The following is a 25107-nucleotide window of genomic DNA, read 5'->3' as shown; positions in this document are numbered from 1 at the left end:
TGCTTTAAATAACATTGAAGTATTTTTGTTTCCTACTTTGTTATGAACGACCTAAACGACCTACAATCCAAGATCGAAAGCCTACAAAACGAAATCAATTTTAAGAACGGACTGATCTCCATTCTGGCGCACGACTCCAAATCACTTTTTGGAAATTTTGTGTGGCTGATAGAAGCCATCGAGCAAAAAACAATATCTGAACAGGATTTTTTCAGGCTGTTGCCCCAGGTGAAAAGCGATGCGCAGAAAAATCTGCAAACCGTGCAGGACAGTACCGCGTGGCTGAAAACGCAGTACGGCGATTACAAGATTAAACCTGAGAAAATCCCGGTGGTGGATCTTTTTCACGATCTGCAGGAAAAATACGTTGCGGATTTAAAACAAAAAAACCTTAACTTTTATTTTAAAGGTGATACCAAGGCTTTTGTTGAGACAGACCGGATACTGCTTCAGTATGTTCTCGACAAAATTGTTAATAACGCCGTGAAATACTCTTTGCCTGGCCAAGATATTTATTTACAGGAAGTTACAGAAGATCATCAGGTTGTAATTTCGGTAGTGGATTCCGGAACTGGCATGGACGAAAAGTTTTTATCGAACATCTACACGTATGAAAATCCGGTATTTCAGGGAACCGCCGGTGAAACAGGGGTAGGATTAAGTTTAAAAATCGTTAAAAATTTCATATCCTTGATGCAGGGAAGTATCAAAATCGTTTCATCTGAAAGTACAGGAACCAATGTTTCCCTTTTTTTACCTAAATTGAAAGAATGAAGGAGCTAAAAGCAAACGTTAGGATTATTGTTGCAGATGATCATGGTATTGTGCGTATGGGTCTTATTCAGACGGTTAAACGCCTGTTACCGGACGCCATCATTACTGAAGTAGAAGATTTTAAATCTTTATACAAAGTAATCTCAAAAGAAGAACTGGATCTGGCTATTATGGACGTAAATATGCCTAATGGCACCGTTCAGGAAGCGATAGATTATATTAAAAACCGTCAGCCCAACCTTAAAATCCTCATTTTTTCTTCTCAGGACGAAGATCTGTACGCCATGCGTTACCTGAAAATGGGTGCCGGCGGTTACCTGAGCAAGCAAAGTTCTTCCAGCGTAATTGAAACTGCTCTTACATCCATGCTCACCACTGGCCGTTATGCCAGTGAAGCCGTGAAGGAAGCGATGTTTTTTGAATCTGTAAGTGGTACCAAAAAAACTTCCCCTGTTGAAGTACTCTCAGACCGCGAATTGCAGATTGCCAACAAATTGGCCGAAGGTCTTCCGCTAAAAGAGATTTCCAATCAGTTGAATCTCCATTCATCCACGATCAGCACGTACAAAAACCGGCTGTTTGAGAAGCTTAAAATAAAGTCAATTCCTGAACTTGTTGAGATTCTCAGGCTGTATAAGCAATAAATATTCGTCGTTCTTACATAGAAATAACGTTCAAAAAATTTCCAGCCATTTCGGCTTGATTTATTTCTTAATATTTTATCCGAAGAATGATTAGTTTTGTTTAATGCGAAAATTCTTCATCTGCACGATCACATTGTTGCTCTGCCTCTCGGTTTCCGGACAGAGCAATTTTTCGCAATTGAAGAAAACCGTCGAAACTGAAGCGCTCTACGCAAATCACCGGGAAGCGTTGCGCCTGATAAATTCAAATCGCGCTAAACTTTCGATGGAGCAACAAACTGAGCTCGATGTCCTTAAACTGGAGTGTCTCAATGCTTTGGGTCTTCATGAGGAGTCATTTGCACTTTCACAAACCATCTTAGTCCGTCCCCGCCTAACACCGGAGCAGGAGGTACGTATCCGTATGCAGCGCGCGTTGGTTTACGAGACGGGCCTGAATCAGCTCAACTGTCGCCGGGAACTTCAGGACGCTGAAGAAATCTTCCTAAAAAATTCTGACCTCAAAACTTCTTTTTTTACGTATTTTCTGATGAGGAAAAGTTCGTACTTCCGGACTTTTGGCGATGATAAACTTGCGCTTAAGCTCGATATGCAGGCCGAACAATATGCTGAAAGCGTGACCGACCGAAAAAACGGTGCGGCACTTAACATGTTCCTGGGTTTTGAAAACTACAGCGACCCCGATACAGCTTTGCCTTATTTCCTGAAGGCGGTGCGGCTTTACAAATCTTACCGTCATCACAACGGTGTGGCGAATATGTATAATAAGCTAAGCAATTTTTATCTGAAAAGCGGCGAGATTTCCACCGCAAAGCAATACAATGACTCCGCTGTTGCACTGGGTTCTAAAGTGGAATCCTTTGATACCATGTCAGAAATATACCGTCTGAAAAGCCGCATAGAAGAGAAGCAGAAAAAGTACGGCGAATCGCTTCAAAGCTACAAGGTCGCTGCACTGTGGACTGACCGGGAAAACGAAGCGCAGCGGCTCACCAAGGTGCAGGAACGCGACCTGATGTACCACTATGAAACCAATCAGTTGCGTGCGCAAAAGCTTACAAGCAGCGTCCGCAATACGAGAAAATGGAACAGCTTTCTGGTTGTAGGAACTTTACTGCTTGTTTTTTCGATGCTTATCCTGCTTTATTTCTTCAAGCTTGTCTCAAAAAGCAAGGAGCGCATCCGGATTCAGAATGAAAGTATTTCGGATAAAAATGCCGCTTTGGAAAAGAACGTGCAGGAAAAGGAATTCCTGGTGCGGGAACTGAATCACCGCGTAAAAAATAATCTTTCGGTCATCCTGAGTTTAATAGATTTTGAGCGGGATGAATGCGAAAGTGAACAGTACAAACGAAAGTTCGAACATCTTCACACGCGCGTAAAAACGATTTCACTCGCGCACCATCTGTTTTCCTATAATATCAATAACTTTGATAATTCAACCATTGAAATCCGCGAATATTCCGGCAAAATCATTGAGCCACACAAAGCGGGCTGCAACTTTCCGCTCATAGTAGAAACAGATATGGATCCGTTTAACCTTCCGGTAGATCAGGCACTTTCATATGGTCTGTTGCTCAACGAATTGCTTACCAACTCCCTGAAACACGCCGTTCCATCCGAAGATCAAATCCTTAAAATTTCGCTCCAGGTAAAGATTCGAAATGGAATAGCGGACGTGGAATATCAGGACAATGGCCGGATATTCGGCAAAAAAGCACCGAATAAATCTTTAGGCCGCTTAATTATAGATGCAATGGTAGAACAGCTCGGTGGCAAGTGTGAGCGCCGGCATTCGCTGTACCGCGTGCAATTCTCAGTTGACGGAAAACCCCTTGGTTAAGTATATCTGAAGTTTAGGCTAAGAATTCTATTTCCTTGTCCTGGAAGTTTCCTTTATCGACAATCTTATTGATGGTTTTAAGCATCTTCCTGCGCAGTTTCGCCAGCTGGCGGATGTTTTTGTCCTCGCTGTAATCGAAAATATTGTCTTCAAAGGAGAAAGTATCGCCTTTTTTGAATGAAATGTTCTGTTCCTTCATTTCCTTTAGAAGCATCAGGTTCGTCATGCTTTCAAGCAGTACATATTCGGTGGAAGCCATTTCCTGTAAAGCTTTTAGTAACTGTTTCTTATATTTTTTCTTTGATTTCATCTTTCTTAAATTTAGCTACACAAACTACGGCTTTTTTAGGCAGAACTGCAATTGTTTTGACCTAAAGTAAGGCCGGGTTTATCAGCTTTAATTAATTGGTTAACTTTGTAAATATGAATGCCACAGACCTTTTGGCGCTGATTGCTCTTGCTAAAAATAAAAATCAGAAATCACAGACTCAGCTCATCAATCTTTTTTGGGTTGATGTTTTCAGTTTCGTGCTGAAAAAAGTGCAGGACGAAAATATTGCAGATGAAATCACGGTTTCCGTTTTTTCGAAAGTGCTGGCAAAACTCGATTTGTACGACCCGAATTTTCAGTTCAAAACCTGGATTCTTACCATCGCGCAAAATACCGTAATCGACTACTGGCGGAAGAAAAGCCGCGAAAATGAAGATACCACAGAGAATTTTGAAGGTTTCAGGAATCATTACGCGCGCTCACCGGAAGAACTTTTGATTTCCGAAGAAGACCAGCGCCAAATTCTTACCACCATTGAAAGTCTTGATACCAACTATCAGGAGATTATCAGACTTCGTTTTTTTGAGGAAAAAAGTATTAAAGAAATCGCAGACGAGCTTAATTTAACGGTAGCAAACACGAAAGTACGGATCATGCGGGCCAAAAAAGTATTGGCCGAACTGCTGAAATCCAACGATTTTTCCGACTGATCTTTATACGCCGCAATTCCCTAAATTTGTCAATTATTCTAGATAAAATGAACGATAGCTCAACAAGCACCCTAATACAAAAGCCAAAATGGATCCGCGTAAAACTTCCGACCGGAAAAAATTACCGTGAACTCCGCACTTTGGTGGATAAATACAAACTGAACACCATCTGCCAAAGCGGTAGTTGCCCGAATATGGGCGAATGCTGGGGCGAAGGCACGGCCACTTTCATGATTTTGGGAAATATCTGCACGCGAAGCTGCGGATTTTGCGGTGTAAAAACTGGTAAACCACTCGCCGTAAACTGGGACGAACCCGAAAAAGTGGCGCGTTCCATTAAATTAATGAAAATCAAACATGCGGTTCTCACTTCCGTAGACCGTGATGATTTAAAGGACATGGGCTCTATCTTGTGGGCTGAAACGGTAAATGCAGTGCGAAGAATATCGCCGGGAACCACGATGGAAACCTTGATCCCCGATTTTCAGGGCATCACAAAACACATCGACAGGCTTATCGAAGTAGCGCCTGAAGTCATTTCACATAACATGGAAACCGTGAAAAGGCTTACGCGTGAAGTTCGGATTCAGGCTAAGTACGAACGCAGCCTCGAAGTTTTGCGCTACATGAAAGAAGCCGGCCAAAACCGCACGAAAACCGGACTTATGCTTGGTTTGGGCGAGACTAAACGCGAGGTATTTCAGACCATCGAAGATATTCGCAAGGCGAATGTAGATGTGATCACCATAGGGCAGTATCTGCAGCCAACGCAGAAACATTTGGCGGTGCAGCGTTTTGTGGATCCGGAAGAGTTTGAGGAGTACAGGCTATTCGCGCAGTCGCTCGGTTTCCGTCATGTTGAAAGCTCGCCATTGGTAAGAAGTTCTTATCATGCAGAAAAACACATTCATTAAAAATATTGAGTTTAAACACCACCCGATGAAAAAATATCCAGTCGTATTAGCTTTCTCACTTTTTCTTACTGCGATTTCGTGCACAGGAAAAGACCAAAAGTCTTCAGACGCGCCAACCGAAAACGTAACTGCGGAAACTGCGGACGGAAAAATTAAAACTGAAGAAATTTCCTACGGGATAAATGGCGTAACTCATCGATCGTACGCGGCGTACAATCCTGATTTGCAGGGTGAACTTCCTGTTGTCTTCGTGCTGCCGGAATGGTGGGGACTTACAGATTACGTGAAAGGCCGCGTGAGGCAGCTTGCGAAACTGGGTTATTATGCGGTCGCCGTAGATTATTACGGTGAAGGCAAAGTCGTGGAAACGCCGGAAGAAGCGCAGAAACTGTCTTCACATTTTTATAATATCCCTATCGATGCAAGGCGCATGTTCGATGCTGTAAAGAATAAAATCATCATCACGCCTAATGCGAATTACAATAAAATGGCAATTATCGGCTATTGCTTCGGCGGCTCACAGGCGCTGAATATGGCAAGGCTTTCAGGCGATTTCAAAGGAGTCGTAAGTTTTCACGGGAATCTGAAAACCGGAATCCGTGCTAAAAATAATAAAGCAAAATACCTTGTTCTGAACGGTGCTGCAGATAAGATGGTTTCTAAGGAAGAGATTGAAGCATTCAAAAAAGAAATGGACAGCGCTAAAATCACTTACAAATTTGTAGATTATCCAAACGCACTTCACGCCTTTACAAATCCGGACGCTACCGAAACGGGTAAAAAATTTAACCTGCCAATTGCATATGACAGGCAGGCTGACGAACAGTCTTTCAATGAGATGAAGAGCTTTTTAGCAGACGTATTCAAATAAACAAAATATCCGGCCATTTTACAGCCGGATATTTTTTTAAGCAGAGCTTTAATATGCGTTTAAACGTTCAGTTTTCCTTCCACGCCATCGCTGTTATCTGTTTTGGTGCCTGAAACTGCGGCCGCCGCAAAACTGATCAGTGAAACCAGTTTTCCGGCTTTCGTGTCCCAGTAATAGGTGTCCTGAGGCGCGACACGGATGATAGAAACATTCGGATCTTCTTTGCCTTCCTCAAACCATGCGTTTGCGAGATTGCTCCATTTGTCCTCGATCGTGGCTCTGTCCTTATAGATAAAAGCCTGCCCGAAAACCGACAGATATTCAGAGTTGCTATTGTTCATGAAAAGTAGCTGTACACGGTTGTCTTCAGCGATCTGGAAATTCTTGTTACTCGCGTCGCTGCTGATAAACCAAAGGTTACCGTCCATGTCTGTTTCCTGTAGACTCATAGGCCGCACCGTGATCGGAATTGAGGTAAGATCTGTGCAGAACATGCAGATCCGCGCTTTTTCAGAGAGTTCTTTAAGTTTTTTTAAGGCTTCCGTATTGTTTAGATTTTCTGTTGACATAATAGTATTTTTTTAGAGAGAAGATTAATGATTATCTGTATTTCCACCCGCACACCAGGCGATGGCCTGTGACAGTTCATCTTTTCCGTATCCGCGGAATTCACCCGGAACCACAGCGCTGAAACCGTCTGTAAATTTCTGCACGGCCGTTTTATCGGTCACTATCGCGGCGCGGTTCCATTTGCTCAGGTTTTTCAACCCCAGGAAAGCATCCTGCATCCATGCACCCACCGTGAATTTATCGAGGTCTGTATCCAATAAAAGAAGGTAATTCAGTTCATCAAAAGTGTTCACTTTAGCCTTCACATGTGGCATCACAACACTTTCAAAATCATCTTTCGTAATCTCACCCGAGGCACGGAAAGCCGCTACATTTTCGGGAACGTCAGGAATCAGTGTGATCATAATAATATTTTTTTTGTTTGGTTTAGGAGCAACGGTTGATGTAACATTCCGGAGACTTTACCGGCTTTCCACTGTATCCCGCCGCGGCGGGGATGCCGTTTCAATCCGGGCTGAAACTTCTGTCGTTGCATTTACAATGTTGTTCTGACGGCAAACAAGAATTAAACCATCCATGGCTTTTTTTCAGAGTGGTAAGAAATTTTACAAAACTTTAAGATTTAGGATGATCGCTCTACATATTCAAATACTAACCACCATCAACCATCAACCGTCAACCACCTTCATCGGCGTAATATTTGTTGATCCCTTCTAAACTTACCTCGTTTGAAACTCATCGAATTCACCAACAAAGGCATTTACTGCATTCCCGGAAAATTTTATCTGGATCCCTGGCGGCCCGTAGATTTGGCTGTTATCTCCCACGGACATGGTGATCATGCTAAATGGGGCATGAAAAAATACCTTTGCCATGATTTCACTAAACCCATTTTGCAACACCGCATTTCGCCGGATATAGAAGTTCAGTCTTTGCCTTACGGTGAACAGATTAGCATCAATGGTGTAAAACTCTCATTTCATCCGGCCGGGCATATCGTAGGTTCAGCTCAGATAAGGTTGGAATACAAAGGTTATGTCAGCGTGTTTTCCGGAGATTATAAAGTGCAGGATGATGGCCTGTCAACGCCATTTGAAATCGTTCGCTGCAACGAATTTGTTACAGAAAGCACCTTCGGACTGCCCATTTACAACTGGCTGGAGCCGGAGCAATACGCGGAGCAAATGAAAAACTGGCACCTGATGAACAAAGAACAGGGCAAAACATCAGTTTTCATCGGCTATTCACTTGGTAAGGCACAGCGGATCATGAAAGCGGTGGAAGGGTGCGGTAAAATTTTTGTTCACAATTCCGTTGCAAAAATTAATGAAGCCATAGAATCCAGTGGTATCCAACTACCGGAATATAAACCGGTCTATTTTAATGAAGATTTAAAAAAAATAAACAACGAAATCGTGATCGTTCCGCCGGCACTCTTAGATTCAAATATGATCCGTAAAATCCCCAACCGCGCTACAGGTTTATGTTCCGGCTGGATGCAGGTTCGCGGTTCACGTCGCTGGCGCTCTGCCGATGCAGGCTTTGCAATTTCAGATCATGCAGACTGGACCGGACTTTTAGATACCGTAAAAGCAACAGGTGCTGAAAAAGTGCACGTTACGCACGGCCAAACTGCCGTTTTTTCTAAATATTTAAATGAATTGGGTATCGAAGCTTACGAAGTGAAAACACATTATGGCGATGAAGAGGAGGAAGAAAAAAATATGCTCGAAGCACCTAAAACCCCCGAAGAAAGTTAAGGCATGAAACATTTCGCAGAACTTATTTCATCGCTTGAAAGTACCAATAAAACCAACGCAAAAGTGGATGCGATGGTACAATATCTGCGTACCGCGCCCGAAAATGACAAACTGTGGTTTCTCGCACTTTTCACCGGAAAAAGACCGAAACGTCCGGTGAATACTAATTTTCTGAGACAATGGGCACTCGAGATCATTCAGCTGCCAGAGTGGCTTTTTCTTGAAAGCTATTCGTCAGTAGGTGACCTCGGAGAAACGATTTCGCTGATCCTTCCGCCACCACAGAACAACATTGAAAAATCACTTTCTCAATGGATGAGCGAGCTAGCCGAACTCGGAACAAAATCTGAAGCTGAAAAGAAAGAATACGTCACCGAATCCTGGAACGGCCTCGATTATACCGAGAGATTTATATTTAATAAACTGATTGGTGGCAGTTTCCGCATCGGCGTTTCGAAAAAACTGCTGATCACAGCGCTTTCCAAATATTCTGAGATAGACTCCAGTCAACTGATGCACAGCATCATGGGCAAATGGGAAATAAGTGAAGCTAATTTTGAAGAATTGATTTCGGGTGTCAACATCAATCCGGATAATTCCAAACCTTATCCGTTTTGTCTTGCCTATCCGCTTGAAAAAGAAACGAATGAACTCGGTGAGCCTGCCGACTGGCAAGCCGAGTATAAATGGGACGGCATTCGTGGACAGCTGATCCACCGTAACGGGGAAGTTTTCATTTGGTCGCGCGGTGAAGAACTCGTGACACCGCAATTTCCGGAAATTGCTGCCGAACTCGAAAAAATGGTTGGAAATTTCGTGATCGACGGTGAAATTCTCGCTGTGGTGGATGGTACAGTTTTAAATTTTAATGAACTTCAGAAACGCCTGAACCGCAAAACCATCACCTCAAAAATGCTGCGCGAAATTCCCGTACAGGTATTTACGTATGATATTCTGGAGCTAAATGACGAAGATCTGCGCGGCAAACCGCTTTCGCACCGGCGCAAAGTACTGGAAGAACTGATCGAAAAAAATTCACCTGAAAATATTTCCATCTCTAAAATCGTACAGTTCAAAGAATGGGATGAATTGATCGATGTCCGCGAAAACTCAAGATCAAACAACAGTGAAGGTCTTATGCTCAAACACCGCGATTCGCTTTATCATTCAGGTCGCAAGAAAGGCGATTGGTGGAAATGGAAAGTAGATCCGCTTACGATAGACGCGGTGCTTATTTATGCGCAGAAAGGTAGTGGCCGCCGCAGTGGTTACTATACAGATTACACATTTGCGGTAAAAAAAGAAGACCAACTCGTGACCGTAGCGAAAGCCTATTCCGGACTTACGGATAAGGAAATTATGGAAGTCAGCCGGTTTGTGACTAAAAACTCGCTGGAGAAATTCGGACCTGTTCGAACCGTTAAACCCGAGCTTGTATTTGAAATCGCATTTGAAGGAATTGGCTTGAGCAACCGGCATAAAAGTGGCGTCGCACTGCGTTTTCCACGAATCCTGCGTTGGCGCCGCGATAAGAAAGTAGACGATATCGATGATATCGAAGAAGTGAAAAAACTGATCAGATAATGGCGAAAAAATTTTTGGAGTCGGAAGGTTACGGCATTGTGCATCGCTGGCTCGGAGCAAAAGGTTTCGAGCCGTTTACTTTTCAGCGTGAGACGTGGGAGAAATTTGGCCGCGGTTACAGCGGAATGGTGGTTGCGCCGACGGGTTTTGGTAAGACGTATTCGGTTTTTCTTGCCGTCATTACCGATTTTTTAAACAATCCGGATCGCTATAATGGTACCTTACATCTCCTTTGGATCACGCCGCTGAGGGCGCTCGCAAAAGATATTGCCAAAGCCATGACCGAAGCGATCGATGAAATTGGTCTTGACTGGAAAGTTTCGGTCCGTAACGGTGATACACCACAGGCCGAACGCGCATCGCAGACTAAAAAAATGCCGGAGATCCTCATCATTACGCCGGAAAGTCTTCAGTTGTTATTGGCCCAAAAAAACAACCAGCGTTTCTTTAAAAATCTGAAATGTGTTGCCATCGATGAATGGCATGAACTTATCGGTTCCAAAAGAGGTGTTCTGGTAGAATTAGCGCTTTCACAGATCCTGAGCTATCGGAAAACAGTTAAAATTTGGGGAATCACGGCAACTATTGGAAACCTCGATGAAGCGATGGAGGTTCTGATTCCGTATGATCTTAAGAAAACCAAAGTTGTTGCGAAAGAAAACAAGAAAATAGACATCATCCCGATCTTTCCTGATGAGGTTGAAGTTCTGCCCTGGGCTGGCCACCTTGGTGCAAAACTGGTCGATAAAGTGGTTCCGGTCATCTTAAAAAGTCAGACCACGATACTTTTCACCAATACACGGAGCCAAGCGGAAATGTGGTATCAGCTTCTGCTTCGCGAATATCCGGACTTTGCCGGTCAAATCGCGATACATCACAGTTCCATTGACCGCGAACTTCGCATCTGGATTGAAGAAAACCTGAGTTCCGGCTATCTAAAAGCCGTCATTTCAACATCATCGCTTGATCTCGGTGTTGATTTCAAGCCGGTAGATACGGTCATTCAGGTAGGCTCGAGTAAAGGCGTCGCGCGCTTCCTGCAGCGCGCGGGTAGAAGCGGACATTCACCGTTTGAAACATCAAAAATATATTTTGTACCGACGCATTCACTAGAACTGATCGAGGTTTCAGCTTTAAAGGAAGCCGTAAAACAGAAAGTGATAGAACCGCGCACGCCGGTCGTGATGTCGTTTGATGTTCTTGTCCAGTTTCTTATGACGCTGGCAGTAGGTGACGGATTCGATGAAAAATCGCTGTACCCGCGGATAAAATCCACACATGCTTTTTCCGAAATCACAGACGCAGAATGGCAGAATCTTCTGCAGTTTATTACTGTCGGCGGCGGTGCGCTGAAAAATTATGAAGAGTATCACAAGGTCGTCATCGAAAATGGTTTGTATAAGGTCACGAGCCGTCGGATCGCGATGCTGCACCGCATGAACATAGGCGTCATCGTAAGCGATGCAATGCTGAAAGTGAAATTTTTAGGCGGCGGATATATCGGGATGATCGAAGAATACTTTATTACAAGACTCAAAAAAGAAGACCGCTTCATCCTTGCCGGCCGTGTGCTGGAGATCTCGCACATCAAAGAAATGACCGTTTTTGTCCGAAACTCAAAGGGAAAAGCGATGATCCCGAGCTATCTCGGCGGCCGACTTCCGCTCACCTCGCATTTAAGTCATTTTTTAAGACTGAAGCTCTCAGATTCACTTCAGGCAAAATCCTCGGAGAAGGAACTGAAGTTTCTGCATCCGCTTTTGGTGAGCCAGCAACGCAATTCTCATATCCCGAAAGATGATGAATTTTTAGTGGAAATGATTGAAACGCGCGATGGGCATCATTTGTTTATGTATCCGTTTGAGGGACGCTTAATCCACGAAGTGATGGCAGCACTTATCGCCTTCAGGATTTCAAAAATAACACCGATCTCATTCTCAATGGCAATGAACGATTATGGTTTTGAGCTTTTAAGTTCGCAGGAAATCCCGATTGATGAGGAAGTTTTAAAGCAGATTTTAAGCAGGGAAAATTTAATTCAGGACGTCCTTAGCAGCGTGAATGCAACCGAAATGGCGCGCAGAAAATTCCGCGATATCGCGGTGATATCCGGTATGGTGGTGCAAAATTATCCGGGTGTTCAGAAAAACAACAAAAGCCTGCAGGCAAGTTCTGGGCTTATTTTTAATGTTTTCGAAGACTACAATCCTGAAAACCTACTGTTCAAGCAGGCTTATGCCGAAGTTTTCAATCAGCAGATCGATGAGTTCCGGCTGATGAAGGCTTTCCAACGAATTGAAAAGTCCAAAATTATCCTCAAATTTGCAAACGCATTTACACCGCTCAGTTTCCCTATAAAAGTTGACAGCCTGCGGCAGAGTCTTACGAGTGAAGACCTGGATTCCCGCATCATGAGACTTCAAAAAGAAGCCATGAGAAAGATGATAGACAGCTAGCCGGCGAATTTGCATTTGTAACATGATTAAGAGTTTAGAAAAAAAAATAAAAGGTGAGACTTTGCTTTTCACCAACCGAAAAGCTGTTTTTTGGACGCGTGAAAAAACTTTGATAATCAGTGATTTGCATGTAGGTAAATCTGCGCATTTCCGTAAAAGTGGAATCGCGGTTTCATCCCAGATTCTGTACGATGACTTGAAAGTTTTAGAACAGTTAGTCCGTGAATTCAACGCAGCGCACATCCTGATCGTGGGTGATCTCTTCCACGCAGGCCACAACAGTGACCTTGATATTTTCTGTGAATGGCGCGAACGTTTTCCGGATCTCAAAATCACTTTGGTAAAAGGTAATCACGACCGAATTCAGAAAAAATTCTACGATGATCACTGCATTGATGTAGTAGAAAATTTACTTGAAATTTCACCGTTCACATTCGTGCACGAGCCGCAGTCGGCCGGCAGTTTTACGATTTCGGGGCACATTCATCCCGGCGTAGTGTTTCAGGGCCGCGCGCGGCAGGCGGTGAAGCTTCCGTGCTATGCGCTCTCTGACGAACAGCTCGTTTTGCCCGCCTTTAGCAAGTTTACCGGTCTTGATCTAAAGTCTTTGGATAAAGGTTTCAAGAAAATCGCGTTTTCAGAGGGCATCATATTTGATTATTAGGTGCAAAAATATTTTTATGAAACTATTAAAAAACGTTGTACTGCCCGTTTCAGCAGGAATTTTAGGATTGTTGATCTTTAATTCGTGCTCAGTTCGGATTCCTGAGGGAGCGACTGCCGTGAAAGATTTTGAGGCGGACAGATATCTTGGAAAATGGTACGAAATTGCCCGCATCGATTTTAAATTTGAGAAAAACCTGAACAACGTAACCGCCGAATATTCGAAAAAAGATAACGGCCATATCAAGGTTGATAACAAGGGGTTCGATTATGTAAAAAACAAATGGAAAGAGAGCATCGGCGAAGCCCGCTTTGTGGAGGATCCAAATACGGCGAGGCTGAAGGTTTCTTTTTTCAAACCTATCTGGTCCGGATACAATGTGATAGATCTCGATGAAAATTACAGATATGCGCTTGTTGCCGGCAGCAGCCTCGATAATTTGTGGATCCTGTCACGTGAAACTACAGTTCCCGAGGACATAAAACGGCGCTTCCTTAATACTGCAAAACGCGCCGGCTACGATACCGGAAGACTCATTTGGGTTGAACACAACAAATAGCAGAAAGCGGTCTTAGGCCGGTTTTGTTTTTTCAAACACAGGAGATTTTGCGTGTCACTTTTCATTAGGCTTTAAAATCATTACTTTTATAGTCTTAAAATTTTTAATGAAAGCAGTACTCATCACCATTGGCGACGAAATTCTGTCGGGGAATACCGTGGATACCAATTCCAACTTCATTGCGCAGCAGCTTAAAAGTATTGGGATTCCGGTGCTTAAAATTCTTACAGTGGCAGATGAGGTACAGACAATCAAGAAATCTCTGGCTGAAGGTTTTGAAATTGCTGATCTGATCATCACCACCGGCGGTCTCGGACCAACAAAAGACGACAGAACCAAGAAAGCTTTCGCTGAATATTTTGGCGATGAACTTAAAACTGATGACGCGACATTTCTGCACCTTAAAAATCTGATGATCAAAAGAAAGCGCGAACATCTGCTGGAGATCAACAAAGATCAGGCGGTTGTGCTTTCGAAAGCGCATGTTTTCCAGAATGAAAACGGTACTGCGCCGTGCCAGATGATTCAGCAGAACGGAAAAACCGCGGTTTGTCTTCCGGGCGTTCCTTACGAAGTGAAACCGCTGGTTAAGGATAAAATTATTCCGTTTCTGCAGCAGAAGTATGCTTTAAGTCACATCATCGCGCGAATTATTTCTGTAGTCGATTTTCCTGAGAGCTTGCTCGCGCTTACCATCGAGCAGTGGGAATTGGACTTACCTCCAAATATTTCGCTGTCCTATCTTCCTGTCGGGAACCGCATTAAACTGCGTCTTACCGCGGTGGGCAGTGATGCGGGAGACCTAAAAATTCAGCTTGATAATGAAGTTGAAAAACTCAGGCCTTTAATCGGCGACAAAGTAATTGCGTGGGATGGAAATGACATTCAGGAAATTCTGAAAGAGCTTTTACTTAAAAATAAACTCACGCTTTCAGTGGCGGAAAGCTGCACCGGAGGCGAACTTGCGCGGCTGATAACGTCGGTTTCCGGAAGTTCAGCGTATTTTACGGGCGGAATTATTCCTTATGATTTCAACCAAAAAATTGCGCTTTTAAATGTATCTGAAAAAACCATCCGGCAAAAAACAGTAGTTTCTGCCGAAGTGGCCGAAGAGATGAGTGTCGGTTGCCAACAGCTGTTCAAGACCGATATTTCGCTTTCTACAACTGGCGTTTCGGGGCCGCGAACGGATGAATTCAATAATACAGTCGGAACCGTATTTTATACCATTCGCATTAAAGATTCGGTGCAGACCAACAGCCTGTTTCTGCCGCATATGGAACGGAATGATTTTGCTGCATTCGTGTCTCAACGCGTTTTGCAGGATTTGGTTTCGATGATTTTAAAAATATTTAAATAAAAATAAAACGATCCTGAAACCGTTTATACAGGAGTTAAAATCAATTATAATGAAGAAAGTATTAGGAAGTTTTCTGTTAGTAGCCGCGCAGTTTGCGTGGGCACAGACTGCCCGAAATGTAGGCGAATTTTCGTCACTTAAGGTGTACGACAAAATTAAAGTAACACTCATCCAGTCTGATAACAGCAGGGTAGAGCTCGAAAATGATAATGCGGATGTGGAAACCGTGAACAAAAACGGTGAGCTTAAAATCCGGATGGCGCCGGCTAAAATCCTGCAGGGAAGCAATACCGTGGTAAAAGTTTATTACGAAAACCTGAACGATATTCAGGCCAGTCAGGGTTCTGCGGTTTCGGCAGAAAACGAGTTGCAGTCGCGAATGCTGACGCTTGTTGCCAACGAAGGTTCAATGATTGAGTTTCCGGTGAAGACATCTAAACTCAATATCAAAACCAATTCCGCGGGCGAAATTAAACTTACAGGCATAGCGGATAATCAGGATGTTGTAGTAAATTCAGGTGGTAAATATTTCGGTGAAACCGTAGAATCTGAGAACACAACCGTCACTGCAAATGCAGGAGGAATGGCCACCGTTACAGCCACCGGATCCGTTAATGCCACCACGCGTGCGGGTGGAATCATCGATATCTATGGTGATCCAGAAGACCGCAAAGTGCGGAATGTAATTGGCGGAAAGATCAGTTTCAAATAAACTTCGGGAACGAAAACGGTTCATATCGGGAAAACAGTTAACTTGGCCAGATGATCAGAAACTGGTTTTTCCTGTATTTTCTCTGCATTTGCCTCAGCGGTTTTGCGCAGAAAGCCGATTCTCTGGTTTTTTCTAATGAGCGTTTAAGTTTTAAACCCAAAAAAATCTATGTTCCGGCGGTTCTGATGACTGCCGGAATTTTATTTGATGCCGAACGTGGTAAAATTTCACCAAATGAAAACGACAAAGGCTCCGATCTTCTTGGGTTTGGAAATCATCTTGATGATTACGCCCAGTTCGCGCCCATGTTTGCGGTTTACGGTTTCGGACTTGCCGGCATGACGGCGAAAACCGACTGGCAGAACAGAACCGCAGTTTTAATCAAAGGTCAGGCGCTGAACCTGGGGCTGGTTTACGTTTTAAAGAAAACTCTTAAAAAACCACGGCCAGACGGCACTGCCTATTCATTTCCGTCCGGTCACACTGCCAATGCCTTCGCGGGCGCGACGATGCTTTCGATTGAATATGGCGAAAACCACCGCTGGGTTCCGTATGTTTCGTACGGACTTGCAACAGGCGTCGGCGTGATGCGGATGGCCAATGACAAACACTATATTTCCGATGTACTTTTCGGTGCCGGGCTTGGAATTCTTTCGATGAAAGTTGCATACTGGACGCATAAGTACCAATGGAATACGACGCGGACTTCAGTGGATCCGTTTACGGATATCTATCAAATGCCAAACTAAACCAAACCGAGAACTTAAAGCTTAAGGCTGCATTAATGAGGGATTTAGAATGCATTTAGGGAATCATTGATTAACTTTTTCTTAACATTTGCCTTTAAAATTCGTATTTTTAAGGCCTTAAATTATTTTAATGAAATTCTCAAAACTACCTTTTTTAGTTCTTGGTTTAGGGAGCTTAGTGTTTGCTCAAAACCAAAAATATACAATGGCCGAATCGGTGAACGGTTTGCGCAGTAATCTCGCGATAAAATCGATTCCGCAATTTTCGTGGACACCTGATGCGAAGGCGTACATCTACGGTACGCGCAATGGCTATCTGGTAACGGAAATGCAGGGAATGAAGCAGGACACGCTTGTTTCTCTGTATCAGATCAATAAGAATCTTGCCGCCGAACAGAGATTAAAAGCGTTGCCACCGGTAAAGTTTACCGACCGCTCAAAAGGATATTTCGTGCAGGATGGTAAGTACTACCGCATCACAAAATCGGGCAATGACTGGAAAACCACGGAGTGGACCAGTTTAAATGAAGGCGCTGCCAATGCAGAAATTTTAGCCGACAACAAATCGATTGTTTATACCGTAAAAAATAATCTTTACCTGAACAGAAACGGTAAAAACATCGCAATTACAACTGATGAAAACGAACATATTGTGAATGGCCAAGCCGTTCACCGCAGTGAGTTCGGGATCCGTGGCGGAATTTTTGCCGCTCCCGATGCCGCGAAGATCGCATTCTACAGAATGGATGAAACGATGGTTACAGATTATCCGGTAATCGACTGGTCTGTAACGCCCGCAAAGAACACCAACATCAAATATCCGATGGCCGGTGGTACTTCTCATCAGGTGACTTTGGGTGTTTATGATATAAATTCCCAGAAGACCACTTTCCTTAAAACTGAAGGTGACAAAGAACAGTATCTTACAGCCGTGACGTGGAGCCCCGATTCGAAATATATTTTCGTAGGTGTGCTGAACCGCGACCAGAATCATTTAAAAATGAATCAGTACGACGCAGTTACAGGTTCATTTATTAAAACTTTGTTCGAAGAACAATCTGACAAATATGTGGAGCCGCAGAATCCGCTTTTATTTTTCCCGAATTCGAATACTGATTTCATTTGGCAAAGCCAACGCACAGGTTACAACCATCTGTTCCACTACCATTTAGAAAAAGGTCTTGTAGCGCAGATTACCAAAGGTGATTGGCTTGTGACCGATGTTTTGGGTTTCAATGAAAAGAAAAAGGAAATTTTTTACACTTCCACACAGGAAAGTCCGCTCGAAAGACATCTGTATAAGATTAACTGGAACAGTTTCCGTACGCAGAAACTCACGTCTGCACCCGGCATGCACACCGGAATTCTGAGCAAAGACGGTTCCCAGCTGTACGATATTTACAGCAATGCAACCACACCACGCAGTGTAAACCTTATCAACACGGCCAACGGACAGTCTAAAAACATTCTTACGTCAGAAAATCCTTTAAAGAACTACAACAGACCTGAGATTAAAAATGTAAACCTCAAAGCCGACGATGGAACTCCGCTTTACGGCAAGATTATCCTGCCAACGGATTTTGACGCTACGAGGAAATATCCTGTGATTGTGTATTTGTACAACGGTCCGCACCTGCAGTTGATCACCAACAGTTTTCCGGCGTCGGGCAACCTTTGGTACGAATACATGGCGCAGAACGGCTACATTGTTTTCACGATGGATGGCCGCGGATCTTCGAACCGTGGGATGAAGTTCGAGCAGGCGGTTTTCAGAAATATGGGTGAAACTGAGATGAATGACCAGCTGAAAGGTGTAGAATATCTTAAATCTTTACCTTACGCTGACACCGATAATATGGGCATTCATGGCTGGAGCTACGGAGGTTTTATGACGACCAGTTTCATGCTGAAACACCCCGAAGTTTTCAAAGCAGGGGTTGCAGGAGGCCCGGTGATCGATTGGAATATGTATGAAATAATGTACACAGAGCGATATATGGATTCACCTCAGAACAATCCGGAAGGCTACGCGAAAGCAAACCTTTTGGATAAAGTACAGAATCTGAAAGGCAAGCTTTTGATGATTCACGGTGCGCAGGATGATGTGGTTGTTTGGCAACATTCGGTGAAGTTTCTTAAAGCGGCCGTAGACAACGGTGTGCAGCTCGATTACTTCGTTTATCCGGGTCATGAGCACAATGTGATGGGCAAAGACCGCGTGCATCTGATGCAAAAGGTCACTGATTATTTTGACGCCCACCTCAAAAAATAGTAAACAGAAAATCCGGAAAATGCTTCCGGATTTTTTTGTTTTGTACTTTTAATAAAAAATTAATCATGAAAAATACATCATCAGACATCGAAGAATATCTTGTGAATGTTCCCGAAGAAAGGAAAGAAGCTTTCAAAAAGCTTATTGAGACCATTTCAGAAAATCTTCCTTCAGGATTTGAGCAGGGCAAGAGTTCCGGGATGATCGCATGGCAGGTGCCTTTGGAGACGTATCCCGACGGTTATCACTGCACGCCGGGCTCGCCGCTGCCTTTTTTGAATTTGGCTTCACAAAAGAACTTCATAGCGCTCTACCACATGGGGATTTACGCTGATCCGGAGCTTCTGGATTGGTTTGTGAGCGAATTCCCAAAACATTCGAGCAGAAAACTCGATATGGGAAAATCATGCATCCGCTTTAAAAAAGTGGACGATATCCCGTATGAACTTATTGGCGAACTTGTGCAAAAAGTGTCGCCGCAACAGTGGATCTCGCTGTACGAGAAACTGTATAAAAAATAAAAAATTACTCTCTCAGCACTTTCACGCGGCCATCCATCCACATGCGGATGACGGATGAACCGGAATATTCTGAGATTTTGTCATGGTTTTCTTCGGCCACGGCATCTACCGAACTAAGGATTTCGCGCGAAATATCCGCGAACTTCATTGGCGACTTTTGTCCGCTGAGATTTGCTGAAGTGGATACCAACGGTTTATTCAGTTTCCCGATCAGTTTTTTCAGATAATCATCTTTAATCAACCTGATGCCGATGCTACCGTCTTCTGCCAACAGTTCCTGCGGCAAACCTTGCGGGTTGTCGTAAATGATTGTCACCGGTTTTTCGGAGAGATCCATGATTTCCCAGGCCATTTCAGGCACTTCCACCAAATCCTGCAGTCTTTTCACCGATTCCACTAAAATAATCATCGATTTTGAAGGCTCGCGTTTTTTGATTTCAAATATTTTCTGAATGGCTTCCACGTTAGTCGCATCACAGCCAATTCCCCAAATAGTATCGGTTGGGTAAAGAATGGTGCCGCCGGATTTTAATGTATCGATGAGGTTTTGCATAATAGTATCGCTGCTTTTTGGCAAAATTAAAACAATTGTCCGAAGAGCGTTTTTATTGTTCTTAAAACTATTGGCTAAATTTACCAAATGGAAGAAAAATCGAAAGATCCCTTGCACGGAAAACGCCTTGACGCAATTTTGGAAGAGCTTCTGGAATATTACGGAGGCTTCGCACAGCTCGGTGAACAAATTAATATCCGATGTTTCACCGATAATCCGAGCGTTAATTCGTCTTTAAAGTTTCTCCGCAAAACAGACTGGGCAAGAACCAAGGTTGAAAGTCTTTATCTCTATGTGCTGCGCCAGAAAAAGAAAGCCCAGAGAAATGAGGATTCAGTCTAAAAATTTACCCGAAACATAATACCACCGCCCGCCGAGCTTTCGGAACAGGGAAAGTTCATGGTGAAATTGCGGTTGTCCGTCTTCATCAGTATAAAAAGCTTGGAATTCCACCTGGTCTTCGCTGGGTTTCTGCACAATCTCCAGTTTTGTCCACGTGTTTATTTCGCCCCATTCCTGAAGATCATCGGTATTGTGGAATTTCCTTTTCTTGGGCAGCGTGGTTTCCATTAAATATTCACCATTCGGTACCGCAAACGCTGAAAACCGCGATCGCATCAGCGCTTCCGCGGTAGGCGCGTGTTTTTCACGGTTGTGATAAGGTTGGCAGCAGTTTAGATAAAGTTCGCCAGAGCAGCACGGACAGTTCATAGGTTTTCGAAATGTGGTAAATAACGTTCTTTCACCACGTTCATGTGATGGATGTTGTGCCCGACAATCAGTTTGCCTAAAGTTTCGACGGAAATTTCGTTGCCGTTTGCGATACCGGTTTGTGCGCGTTGTTCAGCATTCAGAAACTGAAAAAACAGCAGTGAAGATTTCCGTACAGCCATGTATTCTTCTGCGATGCTGGCAACAGGCCGTTCGGACAAATCATAGGTTTTGCCGTACGCTTCTTCATCCCAGCCGGGCAGAACGGTTTTATCTTGCCTGGAAAAACGCAAGGCGCGGTATGCGAAGATTTTTTCGGCATCGATGAGGTGTTGCAACACTTCTTTTAAAGTCCATTTTCCGGGTGCGTACGCGAAATTAGCCTGTTCGGGCATAAGCTGACTGAAAAAGAGATGCGTTTCCTCGCCGCTGTTCACCATTTCTTCAAGCCACTTTCCGGACGGAATGAGATTGAGGTAACGCTCAATATATTTTTGGAAATCTGTCATTGCAGAAAAGTTTAAAAAAGCGGACAAATTAATGTCCGCTTTTATTTTTTTTAATTTTTAAATGCTGCCTCAAGGTCAGCGATAAGGTCGTCTGCATCTTCGATTCCTACACTTAAACGCACCAAATCGTCGGTAATGCCGAGTTCTGCACGTTTGTCTTCGGGTATGGAAGCGTGCGTCATCAAAGTCGGGTGATTTGCGAGCGATTCTACGCCGCCCAAAGATTCCGCAAGAGTGAATACGCGCAGGTTTTCGAGAAATTTCACGGCATCTTCTTTCTTACCGGATTTGAATGTGAATGAAACCATTCCGCCAAATGCAGTCATCTGGCGTTTTGCCAGCTCGTGTTGCGGATGAGATTCCAGTCCGGGATAGATTACGCGTTCCACGCCAGGATGACTTTCAAGGTATCTAGCCACAGCCAACCCGTTTTCAGAGTGACGCTGAACTCTCAATGCAAGTGTTTTAATACCGCGCAGGACAAGATAGGAATCGTGCGGACCTAAAATTCCGCCGCTCGCAAACTGAATGAAATGGAGTTTTTCGCCCAGTTCTTCCGTGTTTGCAACCAAGGCTCCGGCAATGACGTCCGAATGTCCGCCGAGATATTTTGTCGCCGAATGCATCACGATATCTGCACCCAAATCGATAGGACGCTGCAGATAAGGTGTCGCAAAAGTATTATCCACCGCAACCACAATATCTTTTCCTTTTACCAAATCCGTTACGGCCTTGATATCCACCAGTTTCATCAGCGGATTGGTCGGTGTTTCGATCCAGATCAGTTTTGTTTTATCACTGATCAGATCCGCAATATTGGAAGCATCATCAAAATTGACGAAGGTAAATTTAAGCTGATATTTTTCAAAAAGTCGCGTAAACATGCGGTAAGTTCCGCCGTACAGATCATCTACGGCAATCACTTCATCGCCGGGATTCAATAATTTAAGTACGCAGTCGATCGCGGCAAGTCCGGAACCGAATGCGAGACCGCGTGCACCGTTTTCGATACTTGCGAGACTGTCTTCCAGCGCCTGTCTGGTTGGGTTTGCTGCCCGTGAATATTCGTATCCTGAATGGACGCCCGGCGATTTTTGCGCAAATGTGGACGTTAAAAATACCGGAACATTCACAGATCCTGTCGCCGGTTCGTGGTGCTGGCCACCGTGTATTACTTTTGTGTTGAAATTCATGTTTTTATTGCTTTACGCTTTAAGTTTTAGGCGCTGTGCTGCCTTCACTTAAAAGTTAGATATAAAATAGCTTAATGCTTATCGCATACAGCTTATGGCTTTTTACATTTTTATCGCGGATTTCTGCGCAAATTCCTCGGCTATCTGCTCCATCCACGCGGCCACATCTTCTTCGCCCGTCGCGCGATGATAGGTGTTGCCTAAAGATACTAGGGTCTGGTGAAAGAACATTTTCATCTGATCTACGGGCATATCTTTCGTCCAAAGGTCAATTCGCAAAGCTTCCATTGCCTTGTCGTCCCAAACCGAAATCATCGTAGCTTTCGTTTCCTGTGAATCTATGCCGCCGTCCTGTGCGTTCCAAAGCATTCTCTCCGGGATATGGTTTTCATCGAGTTCTACATCGATTGTAATCTGTGTCTTTCTCATATTTTGTAATTGATACTTTTTAGGGAATATTTAAACATAGCTTTAGATTAATTTTTTGGTTTGTAATTGCTTTCGTTAAAGATTGTCTGGCTATCCATTTCCAGGAAATCGGTGAGCTTGGTTTCGGGTTTCGCTTCGAAAAATTTCCGTGCGATCTGCCAACCTGTAAATATTCCGATTTGCGGTGAGGAATCATTATCCACTTCGGTATAAAATTTCGAAAACGGACCGGGATTAATGAACCGTTCGCGGAGTCTGCTGTCATCACTGAAAACCAGATTGTTTTCTACGAAATAATTCCACACGTTCGCTTCGTTGGCGAGAGCCCACTCATACTGTTTCTGGTCATAGTTCATTTTCAGATAATCTGGGAAACCGGGCAGAAAAGCATCCTGCAGCGTCATGATCTTGCCCTGATAAATCAGCTCATCCAAAAATTTTTGATGCTCGAAACTTTCCTTTAGGAAAAAGCCGGCGAAAACGCGTGATACTTTGGGAATAATGTTTTGGGGATTCATCGAGACTTGCCAGTACTGCTCGAGACCTTTATAATTTGGATTATTCTGTCCTAAAAACGCGGAGATATCAATGAAGAGCATATTTTCGGCATCGTGATAGAAAATGGGTTCCATTATTCCCTGCAAAGCCGATGAATAGAGGAATACTTTTGGTTGTTTGAATTCGGGGAAATAATGTTTGATGTGCGAAAACAGGGTTGTAAGTTCATTGTTCAGTTTTTGCGTGCCGATTTTGTCAACGGCTTCTTTATAGATTGCAATCTCGGTTTTATCAAGTCTTCTTTTTCCAAAATCTTCATCGCTTACGGTCCCCTGAAACCACGGATATTTCTGCTGAAACTGGGCCAAAGGAACACCAGCATTATAAAATTCTGCCGAAAGATCCTGAACTTCCACTTTCTGTGCCGGATTTTTAATCTCGATTTGCCAAAGGTTTTCCGGCTTATTATCGCAGGAAACCGGAACGAGTACAAAAGCGGTGGCTAAAAGAAAATAATTAAAAAACTTCATTATTTTTACACAGAATTAAACGCAAAAATAGCGAAAATTTAAGCAATGGCAGCCTTTAACAAAACACCCAACACCTAATGCAAACGCAAAAAATAACAGACAAAATAGTAAACTGGCTGAAAGGTTACGCAGAGAACGCCGGTGCCAAAGGCTACGTTATCGGCATTTCCGGTGGCGTAGACTCCGGTGTGGTTTCTACGCTTTGTGCGATGACAGGCCTGAAACTGCTCGCGATAGAAATGCCGATCCGCCAGAAAGAAGACCAGATCAACCGTGCTCAGGAGCACATCAGGTTCCTAGAAACTAAATTCCCGAACGTGCAGGGCATGACGGTAAACCTCAACGAACCTTTTGAAGCTCTGTACAGCACTTTCGAGGTGGATGAAGCGCATTTTCCCGACCAGAAGCTGGCTTTTGCGAACACGCGTGCGCGCCTCAGAATGCTGACGCTGTATTATTACGGACAGATAAATGGTCTGCTGGTTTGCGGCACCGGAAATAAAGTGGAAGATTTCGGAATCGGATTTTATACCAAATATGGCGATGGCGGCGTGGATGTTTCCCCTATTGCCGATCTTTATAAAACTGAAGTTTACGAACTGGCACGCTCCCTTGATTTGCCGGAATCCATTAAAAATGCCATTCCGACCGACGGCTTGTGGGATGCGGAAAGAACCGATGAACAGCAGATTGGCGCCACGTATCCGGAGCTTGAGAAAATCCAGAAAGAATGGGGAACAAAAACAGAAGCCGATTATTCCGGGCGTGATCTTGAGGTTTTCCGGATTTTTTCAAAGATGAACCGCGCGGCACAGCACAAGATTCAACCTATTCCGGTGTGTGATATTCCTGAAGAGTGGAGATCGTAATATTAAGTCAAAATAATAAATGAAACATAGCATAAAACTGGTTCTGTTTTTCATCATTGGGATGCTGTCGGCGTTTCTGGTGATGTATCTCATCGATAATTATCTCATTGAGAAGAAAGGGAATACAGAAAAGGTTTATACAAACGGAAATTCTACCGGAAATAACAATGAGAAATTTTCCGAAACATTTAGCCCGGAAAAAAATAATTCTGAAAATTCCGCCTCAAAGTCTTCTGGCAACAACTCAGAAATTGACGAATTAACCGCCGAAAAACTCGTGGTTGACTTTGTTCAGACCCATAAAAAACTCCCGGAATATTACCTCACAAAAGGCGAGGCGCGCAACAAAGGTTGGGTGGCTTCAAAAGGTAATTTATGCGATGTTTTGCCGGGCAGGGCGATTGGCGGAGATAAATTCAGCAACAGGGAAAAAACTTTGCCTACAGGCGCGCAATATTTTGAGGCAGACGTGAATTACACTTGTGGTCGCCGAAATGCAGACCGCATCGTTTTCACTGAAAACGGGGATGTGTGGCTGACTCACGATCATTACAAAACTTTCCAAAAGCAATAAGACTTTA

The 25107-nt window shown here is 43.7% G+C and carries 28 protein-coding genes; 19 read left to right on the top strand and 9 right to left on the bottom strand.

Annotation, left to right across the window (positions count from 1 at the left end; translation table 11 throughout):
• Nucleotides 1-42 precede the first annotated feature (42 nt).
• The 3 genes from H9628_RS09195 (at nucleotide 43) to H9628_RS09185 (ending at nucleotide 3261) form a co-directional block, all read left to right on the top strand.
• Nucleotides 43-774: a sensor histidine kinase gene (locus H9628_RS09195; protein WP_251833853.1), complete on the top strand. Its 732-nt coding sequence runs from the start codon at nucleotides 43-45 to the stop codon at nucleotides 772-774.
• On the top strand, nucleotides 771-1418 hold the full coding sequence (locus H9628_RS09190) for a response regulator (RefSeq protein WP_251833852.1): 648 nt from the start codon (nucleotides 771-773) through the stop codon (nucleotides 1416-1418). Before H9628_RS09195 ends, H9628_RS09190 begins: the two co-directional genes overlap by 4 nt.
• 103 nt (nucleotides 1419-1521) lie before the next feature.
• On the top strand, nucleotides 1522-3261 hold the full coding sequence (locus H9628_RS09185; protein WP_251833851.1) for a sensor histidine kinase: 1740 nt from the start codon (nucleotides 1522-1524) through the stop codon (nucleotides 3259-3261).
• A gap of 13 nt (nucleotides 3262-3274) precedes the next feature.
• On the opposite strand, the gene H9628_RS09180 is transcribed toward H9628_RS09185, so the two are convergent.
• Nucleotides 3275-3571: a hypothetical protein gene (locus H9628_RS09180; protein ID WP_251833850.1), complete on the bottom strand. Its 297-nt coding sequence runs from the start codon at nucleotides 3569-3571 to the stop codon at nucleotides 3275-3277.
• A 113-nt stretch (nucleotides 3572-3684) separates the two neighbouring features.
• On the opposite strand from H9628_RS09180, the gene H9628_RS09175 reads away from it, so the two are divergent.
• The 3 genes from H9628_RS09175 to H9628_RS09165 are packed head-to-tail and all read left to right on the top strand — an operon-like array spanning nucleotide 3685 to nucleotide 6027.
• Entirely contained in the window at nucleotides 3685-4242 is a 558-nt protein-coding gene (locus tag H9628_RS09175) for an RNA polymerase sigma factor (RefSeq protein WP_251833849.1), read from the top strand.
• Nucleotides 4243-4289: 47 nt separating this feature from the next.
• The gene (gene lipA, locus H9628_RS09170; protein WP_251833848.1) at nucleotides 4290-5156 is read left to right on the top strand and encodes a lipoyl synthase; all 867 of its coding nucleotides are present in this window, start codon (nucleotides 4290-4292) and stop codon (nucleotides 5154-5156) included.
• A 25-nt stretch (nucleotides 5157-5181) separates the two neighbouring features.
• Nucleotides 5182-6027, top strand: coding sequence for a dienelactone hydrolase family protein (locus tag H9628_RS09165; protein WP_251833847.1), 846 nt, complete (start codon nucleotides 5182-5184; stop codon nucleotides 6025-6027).
• Between the two features lie 59 nt (nucleotides 6028-6086).
• Here H9628_RS09165 and H9628_RS09160 read toward each other — a convergent pair whose 3' ends face one another.
• A complete protein-coding gene (locus H9628_RS09160; protein ID WP_251833846.1) occupies nucleotides 6087-6596 on the bottom strand; it encodes a pyridoxamine 5'-phosphate oxidase family protein in 510 nt (169 codons plus the stop codon).
• Between the two features lie 24 nt (nucleotides 6597-6620).
• Nucleotides 6621-7001 carry a SpoIIAA family protein gene (locus tag H9628_RS09155; RefSeq protein ID WP_251833845.1) on the bottom strand — a complete coding sequence of 127 codons (381 nt, stop codon included), beginning with the start codon at nucleotides 6999-7001 and terminating at the stop codon, nucleotides 6621-6623.
• 324 nt (nucleotides 7002-7325) lie between these two features.
• On the opposite strand from H9628_RS09155, the gene H9628_RS09150 reads away from it, so the two are divergent.
• The 10 genes from H9628_RS09150 (at nucleotide 7326) to H9628_RS09105 (ending at nucleotide 19234) form a co-directional block, all read left to right on the top strand.
• Nucleotides 7326-8357, top strand: coding sequence for a ligase-associated DNA damage response exonuclease (locus H9628_RS09150; protein WP_251833844.1), 1032 nt, complete (start codon nucleotides 7326-7328; stop codon nucleotides 8355-8357).
• 3 nt (nucleotides 8358-8360) lie between these two features.
• On the top strand, nucleotides 8361-9941 hold the full coding sequence (locus H9628_RS09145; protein ID WP_251833843.1) for an ATP-dependent DNA ligase: 1581 nt from the start codon (nucleotides 8361-8363) through the stop codon (nucleotides 9939-9941).
• Entirely contained in the window at nucleotides 9941-12397 is a 2457-nt protein-coding gene (locus tag H9628_RS09140; RefSeq protein WP_251833842.1) for a ligase-associated DNA damage response DEXH box helicase, read from the top strand. The genes H9628_RS09145 and H9628_RS09140 overlap by 1 nt, the downstream gene beginning before the upstream one ends.
• Before the next feature lie 22 nt (nucleotides 12398-12419).
• On the top strand, nucleotides 12420-13061 hold the full coding sequence (gene pdeM, locus H9628_RS09135) for a ligase-associated DNA damage response endonuclease PdeM (RefSeq protein WP_251833841.1): 642 nt from the start codon (nucleotides 12420-12422) through the stop codon (nucleotides 13059-13061).
• Between the two features lie 16 nt (nucleotides 13062-13077).
• Nucleotides 13078-13620, top strand: coding sequence for a lipocalin family protein (locus H9628_RS09130; protein WP_251833840.1), 543 nt, complete (start codon nucleotides 13078-13080; stop codon nucleotides 13618-13620).
• A 106-nt stretch (nucleotides 13621-13726) separates the two neighbouring features.
• Nucleotides 13727-14980: a CinA family nicotinamide mononucleotide deamidase-related protein gene (locus H9628_RS09125; protein ID WP_251833839.1), complete on the top strand. Its 1254-nt coding sequence runs from the start codon at nucleotides 13727-13729 to the stop codon at nucleotides 14978-14980.
• 49 nt (nucleotides 14981-15029) lie between these two features.
• A complete protein-coding gene (locus H9628_RS09120; protein WP_251833838.1) occupies nucleotides 15030-15692 on the top strand; it encodes a head GIN domain-containing protein in 663 nt (220 codons plus the stop codon).
• 50 nt (nucleotides 15693-15742) lie between these two features.
• Nucleotides 15743-16441, top strand: a complete 699-nt coding sequence (locus H9628_RS09115) for a phosphatase PAP2 family protein (RefSeq protein ID WP_251833837.1) — start codon at nucleotides 15743-15745, stop codon at nucleotides 16439-16441.
• A gap of 130 nt (nucleotides 16442-16571) precedes the next feature.
• Complete coding sequence (locus H9628_RS09110; RefSeq protein ID WP_251833836.1) at nucleotides 16572-18713, top strand: S9 family peptidase; 2142 nt, start codon at nucleotides 16572-16574, stop codon at nucleotides 18711-18713.
• A 65-nt stretch (nucleotides 18714-18778) separates the two neighbouring features.
• Complete coding sequence (locus tag H9628_RS09105) at nucleotides 18779-19234, top strand: DUF1801 domain-containing protein (protein WP_251833835.1); 456 nt, start codon at nucleotides 18779-18781, stop codon at nucleotides 19232-19234.
• A 4-nt stretch (nucleotides 19235-19238) separates the two neighbouring features.
• On the opposite strand, the gene H9628_RS09100 is transcribed toward H9628_RS09105, so the two are convergent.
• Nucleotides 19239-19787, bottom strand: a complete 549-nt coding sequence (locus tag H9628_RS09100; protein WP_251833834.1) for an L-threonylcarbamoyladenylate synthase — start codon at nucleotides 19785-19787, stop codon at nucleotides 19239-19241.
• Between the two features lie 87 nt (nucleotides 19788-19874).
• On the opposite strand from H9628_RS09100, the gene H9628_RS09095 reads away from it, so the two are divergent.
• Nucleotides 19875-20129 (top strand): VF530 family protein, encoded by a 255-nt coding sequence (locus H9628_RS09095; RefSeq protein ID WP_251833833.1) that lies wholly within the window; start codon nucleotides 19875-19877, stop codon nucleotides 20127-20129.
• Here H9628_RS09095 and H9628_RS09090 read toward each other — a convergent pair.
• The 5 genes from H9628_RS09090 to gldB form a co-directional block, all read right to left on the bottom strand.
• The gene (locus H9628_RS09090; protein WP_251833832.1) at nucleotides 20121-20498 is read right to left on the bottom strand and encodes a YchJ family protein; all 378 of its coding nucleotides are present in this window, start codon (nucleotides 20496-20498) and stop codon (nucleotides 20121-20123) included. The genes H9628_RS09095 and H9628_RS09090 overlap by 9 nt on opposite strands.
• Entirely contained in the window at nucleotides 20495-21007 is a 513-nt protein-coding gene (locus H9628_RS09085; RefSeq protein WP_251833831.1) for a DinB family protein, read from the bottom strand. Before H9628_RS09085 ends, H9628_RS09090 begins: the two co-directional genes overlap by 4 nt.
• 50 nt (nucleotides 21008-21057) lie before the next feature.
• Nucleotides 21058-22200: a cystathionine gamma-synthase gene (locus H9628_RS09080; protein WP_251833830.1), complete on the bottom strand. Its 1143-nt coding sequence runs from the start codon at nucleotides 22198-22200 to the stop codon at nucleotides 21058-21060.
• A 102-nt stretch (nucleotides 22201-22302) separates the two neighbouring features.
• The gene (gene gldC / locus H9628_RS09075; protein WP_251833829.1) at nucleotides 22303-22629 is read right to left on the bottom strand and encodes a gliding motility protein GldC; all 327 of its coding nucleotides are present in this window, start codon (nucleotides 22627-22629) and stop codon (nucleotides 22303-22305) included.
• Nucleotides 22630-22676: 47 nt separating this feature from the next.
• Nucleotides 22677-23657 (bottom strand): gliding motility lipoprotein GldB, encoded by a 981-nt coding sequence (gldB, locus tag H9628_RS09070; RefSeq protein WP_251833828.1) that lies wholly within the window; start codon nucleotides 23655-23657, stop codon nucleotides 22677-22679.
• 77 nt (nucleotides 23658-23734) lie between these two features.
• Here gldB and nadE point away from each other — a divergent pair, with 77 nt between their 5' ends.
• The gene (gene nadE, locus H9628_RS09065; RefSeq protein WP_251833827.1) at nucleotides 23735-24526 is read left to right on the top strand and encodes an NAD(+) synthase; all 792 of its coding nucleotides are present in this window, start codon (nucleotides 23735-23737) and stop codon (nucleotides 24524-24526) included.
• Nucleotides 24527-24545: 19 nt separating this feature from the next.
• Nucleotides 24546-25100: a ribonuclease domain-containing protein gene (locus H9628_RS09060; RefSeq protein ID WP_251833826.1), complete on the top strand. Its 555-nt coding sequence runs from the start codon at nucleotides 24546-24548 to the stop codon at nucleotides 25098-25100.
• Nucleotides 25101-25107: the final 7 nt, after the last annotated feature.

Origin of the sequence: Kaistella pullorum, assembly GCF_014837035.1 — a bacterium.
In the GTDB taxonomy this organism is placed as follows: Bacteria; Bacteroidota; Bacteroidia; order Flavobacteriales; family Weeksellaceae; genus Kaistella; species Kaistella rhinocerotis.
This window is presented reverse-complemented; position numbering and strand designations above follow the sequence as displayed.